Source organism: Neptunomonas sp. (assembly GCF_016744175.1).
Classification (GTDB): Bacteria; Pseudomonadota; Gammaproteobacteria; order Pseudomonadales; family Balneatricaceae; genus Neptunomonas.
Map to the genome: position 1 here is coordinate 1 of NZ_JADGEV010000083.1, position 6,756 is coordinate 6,756.

At 46.8% G+C, this 6,756-nt stretch carries 8 protein-coding genes; 7 read left to right on the forward strand and 1 reads right to left on the reverse strand.

Annotated features, from left to right (window positions below; all coding sequences use genetic code 11):
• Window positions 1-710, reverse strand: a 710-nt coding sequence (locus QZZ55_RS19595) for an HAD family hydrolase (protein WP_293269109.1), incomplete at its 3' end; no start/stop codon positions are given.
• A 221-nt stretch (window positions 711-931) separates the two neighbouring features.
• Between QZZ55_RS19595 and QZZ55_RS19600 the strand changes: the two genes are divergently transcribed.
• From QZZ55_RS19600 to QZZ55_RS19630, 7 genes are all read left to right on the forward strand, one after another.
• Window positions 932-1,297, forward strand: a complete 366-nt coding sequence (locus QZZ55_RS19600; protein WP_293269110.1) for a hypothetical protein — start codon at window positions 932-934, stop codon at window positions 1,295-1,297.
• A 209-nt stretch (window positions 1,298-1,506) separates the two neighbouring features.
• The gene (gene pqqA, locus QZZ55_RS19605) at window positions 1,507-1,578 is read left to right on the forward strand and encodes a pyrroloquinoline quinone precursor peptide PqqA (protein ID WP_084332595.1); all 72 of its coding nucleotides are present in this window, start codon (window positions 1,507-1,509) and stop codon (window positions 1,576-1,578) included.
• A gap of 134 nt (window positions 1,579-1,712) precedes the next feature.
• Window positions 1,713-2,645 carry a pyrroloquinoline quinone biosynthesis protein PqqB gene (gene pqqB, locus QZZ55_RS19610; RefSeq protein WP_293269111.1) on the forward strand — a complete coding sequence of 311 codons (933 nt, stop codon included), beginning with the start codon at window positions 1,713-1,715 and terminating at the stop codon, window positions 2,643-2,645.
• 8 nt (window positions 2,646-2,653) lie between these two features.
• Window positions 2,654-3,427, forward strand: coding sequence for a pyrroloquinoline-quinone synthase PqqC (gene pqqC, locus QZZ55_RS19615; RefSeq protein WP_293269112.1), 774 nt, complete (start codon window positions 2,654-2,656; stop codon window positions 3,425-3,427).
• On the forward strand, window positions 3,424-3,699 hold the full coding sequence (gene pqqD, locus QZZ55_RS19620) for a pyrroloquinoline quinone biosynthesis peptide chaperone PqqD (RefSeq protein WP_366512359.1): 276 nt from the start codon (window positions 3,424-3,426) through the stop codon (window positions 3,697-3,699). The genes pqqC and pqqD overlap by 4 nt, the downstream gene beginning before the upstream one ends.
• A complete protein-coding gene (gene pqqE, locus QZZ55_RS19625) occupies window positions 3,696-4,853 on the forward strand; it encodes a pyrroloquinoline quinone biosynthesis protein PqqE (RefSeq protein ID WP_293269113.1) in 1,158 nt (385 codons plus the stop codon). The genes pqqD and pqqE overlap by 4 nt, the downstream gene beginning before the upstream one ends.
• A complete protein-coding gene (locus QZZ55_RS19630) occupies window positions 4,834-6,714 on the forward strand; it encodes a prolyl oligopeptidase family serine peptidase (RefSeq protein WP_293269114.1) in 1,881 nt (626 codons plus the stop codon). The genes pqqE and QZZ55_RS19630 overlap by 20 nt, the downstream gene beginning before the upstream one ends.
• Window positions 6,715-6,756: the final 42 nt, after the last annotated feature.

Genomic DNA, 6,756 nt, shown 5'->3' on the forward strand with positions numbered 1-6,756 from the left:
ATTTCAGAGGGGTGCACAATCGTATGGCTTGGGTTGATACCTAGTTCTGCATCCAGTGGGCGCTGGTGTTGGATCCACACCGACGTGATACCGCTGTTGTTTGCGCCTGCAATATCTGACGCCAGACTATCGCCCACATGGATAGCTTCATGAGCCTCGCAGTTGGCGAGTCTAAGGGCTTTTTCAAATATGGAGGGAAAGGGTTTTTCCTCTGGCTCTTGGCCGCCGATAATCAGATGATCCACATGCGCTATCATGTTCACTTGCTCGACCTTGGGAATCTGTGAAAACGCTGGTCCGTTGGTGATCACTACCAGTGTGAAAATCTTACGCGCCTCAGCGAGCCATTCTTTAATGCCGGGATAAAAATCAAAGGCATCGATACGATCTTTATCAAATTTGTTCTGCAGGCTTTGAATTGATTCATCGCTCAGGTCATTTAAGTCGTGCTCGGCCATTAAGTCACGAATGAGTCGTACGCGAAAAGCCTCTTCACTTTGCTGTTCAATAATCGGCATATAGCGCGCCCGTTGCGCGTCGCTCCATTCACGGTAAATGCCCGTTACATAGGCATCAGCAAACCCCTGTCCATCAAATGTGTTGCCATGCTGTGTTTGTAATGATTGTGCCATTAAGAACTTGGCCTTCTCGTTAGCACCAGGTGTGTCGCAGAGGGTTTCATCCATATCGAGAAAGAGGGCTTTTAGCATGGTGGCTCCGTGAACGTTTAATAATGCAGTGCATGATAACGTAAGCTGGGAGAGTGGCCCAGTAGCTAATACCTATTCATGGGTGCAGGGCGTTTAGAGGGCGTTGTGCACATGTTAAGTCGCCTGTTTAGAGTATGGGTTCAGCCTAAAACGGATAATGTGGCAGCAAACTTCTAATAACACTGTTATGTTGAAATATATCTTCTTGCAGAGTCGCTCCCATGAATAAAAATATACTCTTTGAAATAGCCCTTTTCGACCCTGATAATACGCTTACACTTATGCTTCAACAGCGAGATGTCGAGTTTCGTAAGGTGGCAATAACACAAAAGTTTGTGGTGGCTCTGGACGAAACTATAGAAGTTATCAGTAATGATAATAATGAGCCCTTGATTGAAAAACTCGTATCGATATTCATTGAATGGCTTAAAGAAAAACCCTACCGAAAATTGCAGGCTCAGTTAGTTGACGGCAGTATCGTATATATCGATGAATGCGATATTGAAGGCACTGCCCGCCTACTCAAAAGCACGATGAAAGTGACTGCGTTTGACCAGGAATATAACAATCGAATACTCAATAGTTAGGCTGGCGATTTACAAAGTGCAAAATAAAAAACAGGTGATAAAGCATATACTCACTAGTACCTAATTAAGACGGAAGCGTCGTTACCTACGACCAAAACAGGTAATTTATCGTTCCAAAGTACCATATAGGTATCTATGGACCTCTCATATGATTTAGTGAGTCTTCGGACATTTCTCATTATCACTTAATAACAATAGAGGTACCTACTATGTGGACTAAGCCAGCTTATCAAGATCTGCGTATCGGCTTCGAAGTAACAATGTACTTCGCAAACCGCTAAGCATTGACGGTGCTCTGTGTTCAGAATTAAGAGTACAGAGTGCTTAGACCAGCACCGGGTTCATGCTCACCGGTGCTGCGTTTCTAACAATTTATAATAATAACGATTAAATGCTTCTGAGCCATGAGTCTTTTATGAAAATACAGGTGTTAGGTTCTGCCGCCGGTGGCGGTTTCCCGCAATGGAACTGTAATTGTCGCAATTGTAAGGGATTTCGTGATGGCACCTTGAATGCCAAAGCACGCACACAGTCCTCTATAGCGGTGAGTATTGATGGTGTTGAGTGGATTTTGTTCAATACCTCTCCCGATATTCGCGAACAATTAGCAGCGTTTGCTCCCATGCAACCCGCCAGAACTATCCGTGATACGGGTATTGCCGCTATCGTCTACATGGATAGCCAGATAGACCACACCACGGGCTTGTTGATGCTGCGTGAAGGTTGCCCCCATCAGGTGTGGTGTACCGATATGGTGTATCAGGATCTGACAACAGGCTTTCCGGTGTTCTCAATGCTGAAACACTGGAATGGTGGTATTGAGCGCCACACGATTCCTGTCAGTAGCGATAGCAACGAGCAAGGTAGTAGTTTTGTCGTGCCTCAAGTACCGCAGTTAAAGCTAACAGCTATTCCTTTGCGCAGCAGTGCTCCACCTTATTCGCCACACCGTAATGATCCCCATCCTGGGGATAACATTGGTATTCTCATAGAAGATACACGTAGCGGAAAAACGCTGTTCTATGCACCGGGTTTAGGCAAAATCGAACCTCATTTGAACCCGCTTATGTCCAATGCGGATTGTTTACTTGTTGACGGCACCTTGTGGCGTGAAGATGAGATGATTACTGCAGGTGTTGGCGATAAGTTAGGTGTCACCATGGGGCATTTACCGCAATCTGGTGAGGGTGGCATGATTGAGTATCTGGATACGCTTACAAAACCGCGCAAGATACTTATCCACATCAATAATACTAACCCGATTCTGGATGAGGACTCTGCTGAGCGCAAAGAAGTGATCGCGCATGGTATTGAGATCTCTTATGACGGGATGAGTATCGAGTTGTAGGTATTTCTATGAGCCATCAAGCAGATAGTCCGGATACATTACCCATGACACGTAAAGAATTTGAAATTGCTTTACGTGCCAAGGGGAATTTTTATCATACGCAGCACCCATATCATATAGCGATGTATGAAGGGCGCTGTACGCCTGAACAAATTAAGGGCTGGGTGGCGAACCGCTTCTATTATCAAATTAGTATTCCGGTAAAAGATGCTGCAATTATGGCTAATTGTCCAGACCGTGATGCGCGCCGCCAATGGGTACAGCGGATTTTGGATCACGATGGATATGAGGGTGCTGAGGGGGGCATTGAAGCATGGTTGCGTTTAGGTGAGTCTGTAGGCTTAACGCGTGAAGAGGTACTGTCCGAAGAGCACGTATTACCTGGCGTTCGCTTTGCTGTTGATGCCTATATTAACTTTGCTCGACGTGCGAATTGGAAGGAAGCCGCTAGCTCTTCGTTAACAGAGCTGTTTGCTCCCACCATTCATCAAAACCGCTTAGATACTTGGCCAACTCACTACCCGTGGATTAAAGCGGAAGGTTATCAGTATTTTAAAAACCGTTTAACGGAAGCACGCCGAGATGTTGAACATGGTTTGACGATTACATTGGATCATTACACAACGCGTGAACAGCAAGACCGAATGCTCGAAATACTACAGTTTAAGCTGGATATCCTCTGGAGCATGCTGGATTCGATGACCATGGCCTACGAGCTAAATCGGCCGCCGTACCATACGGTCACGGATCAGCGCGTTTATCATCGAGGGCTGTCTGTATGATGAGTATGGAGATGATCCCCGTATTAGAAAGTATGTTTCGTTTTCAGTGGGAAGAGGCCCAGCAGTGCTATGTGCTGCTTTACCCAGAGGGGATGGTAAAGCTGAATGGCCCAGCAGGTGAGATTTTGTCATTAGTCGATGGGAAGCGTAACTTAGTCGATATCATTGGGCTGCTTGTTGATAAATATCCACAGGCAGAAGATCTTGATAAAGATGTGGTGGCGTTTATCGATGACGCTCTAGAGCAAAACTGGATTAGAGGTGTGGTATGAGTGGTAGCTGCCAGGGGAAACCCTCTTCATTGCCTGAAAACCCTACTCATGGGCAACCGCTCTGGTTATTAGCTGAGCTAACCTATAAATGCCCCTTACAGTGCCCGTATTGCTCTAACCCGAAAGATTTTGCCGACTTCACTGAAGAACTAACGACAGAGGAGTGGATAAAAGTATTTGAAGAGGGTCGCAAGCTGGGCGCAGTGCAGCTCGGCTTCTCTGGCGGTGAACCTTTGGTACGCCAAGACCTGAGCAGACTAATCCATGAAGCACGTAAGCTGGGCTATTATACCAATCTGATCACCTCGGGTGTTGGCTTGAACGAGCGCAAGGTAGCAGAGTTTCGTGATGCGGGGCTCGATCATATCCAAGTGAGCTTCCAAGCCAGTGATGAAACTGTTAACAATATGTTGGCAGGCTCGCAAAAGGCTTTTCAGCAGAAATTAAAGATGGCCCGCGAGGTTAAAGCTCAGGGTTATCCGATGGTGCTTAACTTTGTTACACATCGGCATAATATCGACCAAATTGACCGCATTATCGAGCTGTGTGTTGAGTTAGAGGCAGATTATGTTGAATTAGCTACTTGCCAATATTACGGCTGGGCGTATGAAAACCGCCAACAATTGATGCCTACACGGGCTCAACTGGAGCGTGCCGAGCGTATTACTAACGAATACCGCGCTAAGCTGGCCGCTGCAGGTAACCCTATTAAGCTAATCTTTGTTACCCCTGACTATTACGAAGAGCGCCCTAAGGGCTGTATGAATGGCTGGGGACAAGTATTTTTGACAGTTACACCAGACGGGCAAGCCTTGCCGTGCCATAGCGCAAGAATGTTGCCTATCGAGTTCCCTAATGTGCGTGAGCACTCGCTTGATCATATCTGGAATGAGTCATTTGGTTTTAATCACTTTCGTGGTTATGAGTGGATGAAGGAGCCGTGCCGCTCGTGTGATGAGAAAGAGAAAGACTTTGGTGGTTGTCGTTGTCAGGCGTATATGATGACTGGCGATGCGCATAATACCGACCCTGTGTGCAGCAAATCCCCAAATCACGACATCATCCTAAACGCTAGAGCTGAGGCCGAAAAGCCCGCCGCTGAGCCTTTTTTATACCGCAACGAGCGTAATTCACGTGTCTTCTGCAAAGGCTAAAACGCCATTAATACCACTGGCTGCAGAGCAGGCTGTAGCTGGGCTTAAAGATTATGGGCAGCTCGCCTGTGATGGCGATGGTGTTTTATTCTGGGTTGAGTATCGCCCAGAAGAGGCGGGCCGAAACTGCCTAATTCGCTATGCCAATGGACACCAGCAGAGCCTAACGCCCCCTGAGTTTGATGTACGTAGTGCTGTACATGAGTACGGCGGTTTAAGCTGGTGTTTAATTGATTCACAGAGCTGGGTTTTTGTGAACAAGCAGGACCAGCAGCTATACCTTCAAACACTTCAAGTAGAATCACCTAAACAGTTAACATTCCATTTGGAATCTAGGTTTGGTGAGCCTCTTTATGATGCGCAACATCATCGTATTATCATGCTCCAAGAGAAGCATTCCAGTGAGAATGTTTTAAATCGTGTCGTGTCTTTGTGTTTGTCCACTGGCAGGCTTACGGCCTTGCACCAAGGCCATGATTTTTATAGCTCAATAGCGCTTTCACCGGATGGCCAGCAGTGTCTATTTATTAGCTGGGATCACCCGAATCAGCCATGGGTAGCGACGCAGCTATACCACTGCTCATTTGACCCGGCAGGCAATGTTATTGATACGTGCGTCTTGTCTGGGAACAGCGGTGTAGAGGAATCAATTTTACAGCCGTCGTTTGATGAGGAGGGCAATATATGGGCGATTACTGATCAGTCGGGATGGTGGAACCTGAGTTGTTACGATAGCAAACAGCAAGCATTCACACCTTACTGGGCAGTAGAAGCGGATTGCACCACGGCGCCTTGGCAGTTTGGTGGTTATCATTATGCGGTTGCACAGCATCAAGTAACGCTAGTACGCCTCCAGCAAGCCTCTGCGGCTTTATTACAGTTACACAAAGGTGAAGTGGTTCGCCAGCTTGGCAGTAAGTACAGCCTATTTAGATCGGTGATTAGCACTGAGCATAAAATATATGCCGTTGCGAACTCTCCCTCTAGCTTGCCAGTAGTGATTGCAATTGATCAGTTAAGTGGCAAGGTACTAGAGCTATCGGGTTCTGTTGATAATGTCGCTGAGCTTTCATTACCTCAGCATATGAGTTTTCCTGTAAAAAGCGACGAAGCATTCGGTCTGTTTTACCCTCCTGTTGATGTCTACCTTGCTAAGCAAACTGATGACTCTCCACCGCCCTTAGTGTTGTTTTTTCATGGAGGGCCTACGGCGTGTGCCTATCCTGTGCTTAATCCACGTACCCAATATTGGACGCAGCGTGGTTATGCCGTGATGGATTTAAATTACCGTGGTAGTAGTGGCTATGGCAGGGCGTATCGGTTGCTGTTACATAAGCAGTGGGGTATTAGCGATCTGGAAGATGCCGAAGCTGCCGTCGATTTTTTATCAAACAGAGGCTTAATCAACGCCAAGCAAGTGTTTGTTCGCGGCAGTAGTGCTGGTGGCTATACTGCATTATCGGCGTTAGCTTTTTCTAATCGCTTTGCCGCAGGGGCTAGCTTGTATGGTGTGACAGACCCTTTGGCTCTGGCTAAGGCCACGCATAAGTTTGAATCGCACTATCTGGATTGGCTTATCGGCTCGCCTCTCACCGAGAAAGATACTTATCATGCTCGTTCTCCTTTAGCGCATGCCGAGCAGATTCAAGTGCCGGTGATTTTTTTTCAAGGAGAGCTAGATGCGGTGGTTGTGCCGGAGCAGACGCGAGCCATGGTACAGGCACTACAAGACCAATCGATACCTGTTGAGGCCTATTATTATGCACAAGAGGGACATGGTTTTCGTTCTAGCGAGAACTTAGCTGATGCGCTGGAAAAAGAGTATGAGTTTTACCAGTGCATTATTAACAAAGAGAATTAAGGGCAGGGTGTTTTTTGATAAATTAAGCTTTCCCCTCGACCG

What these genes read in the sequence shown, in the direction of transcription:
- QZZ55_RS19600 (WP_293269110.1), top strand. Translation starts at nt 932, where the DNA reads ATGAATAAAAATATACTCTTTGAAATAGCCCTTTTCGACCCTGATAAT.
- pqqB (WP_293269111.1), top strand. Translation starts at nt 1,713, where the DNA reads ATGAAAATACAGGTGTTAGGTTCTGCCGCCGGTGGCGGTTTCCCGCAA.
- pqqC (WP_293269112.1), top strand. Translation starts at nt 2,654, where the DNA reads ATGAGCCATCAAGCAGATAGTCCGGATACATTACCCATGACACGTAAA.
- pqqD (WP_366512359.1), top strand. Translation starts at nt 3,424, where the DNA reads ATGATGAGTATGGAGATGATCCCCGTATTAGAAAGTATGTTTCGTTTT.
- pqqE (WP_293269113.1), top strand. Translation starts at nt 3,696, where the DNA reads ATGAGTGGTAGCTGCCAGGGGAAACCCTCTTCATTGCCTGAAAACCCT.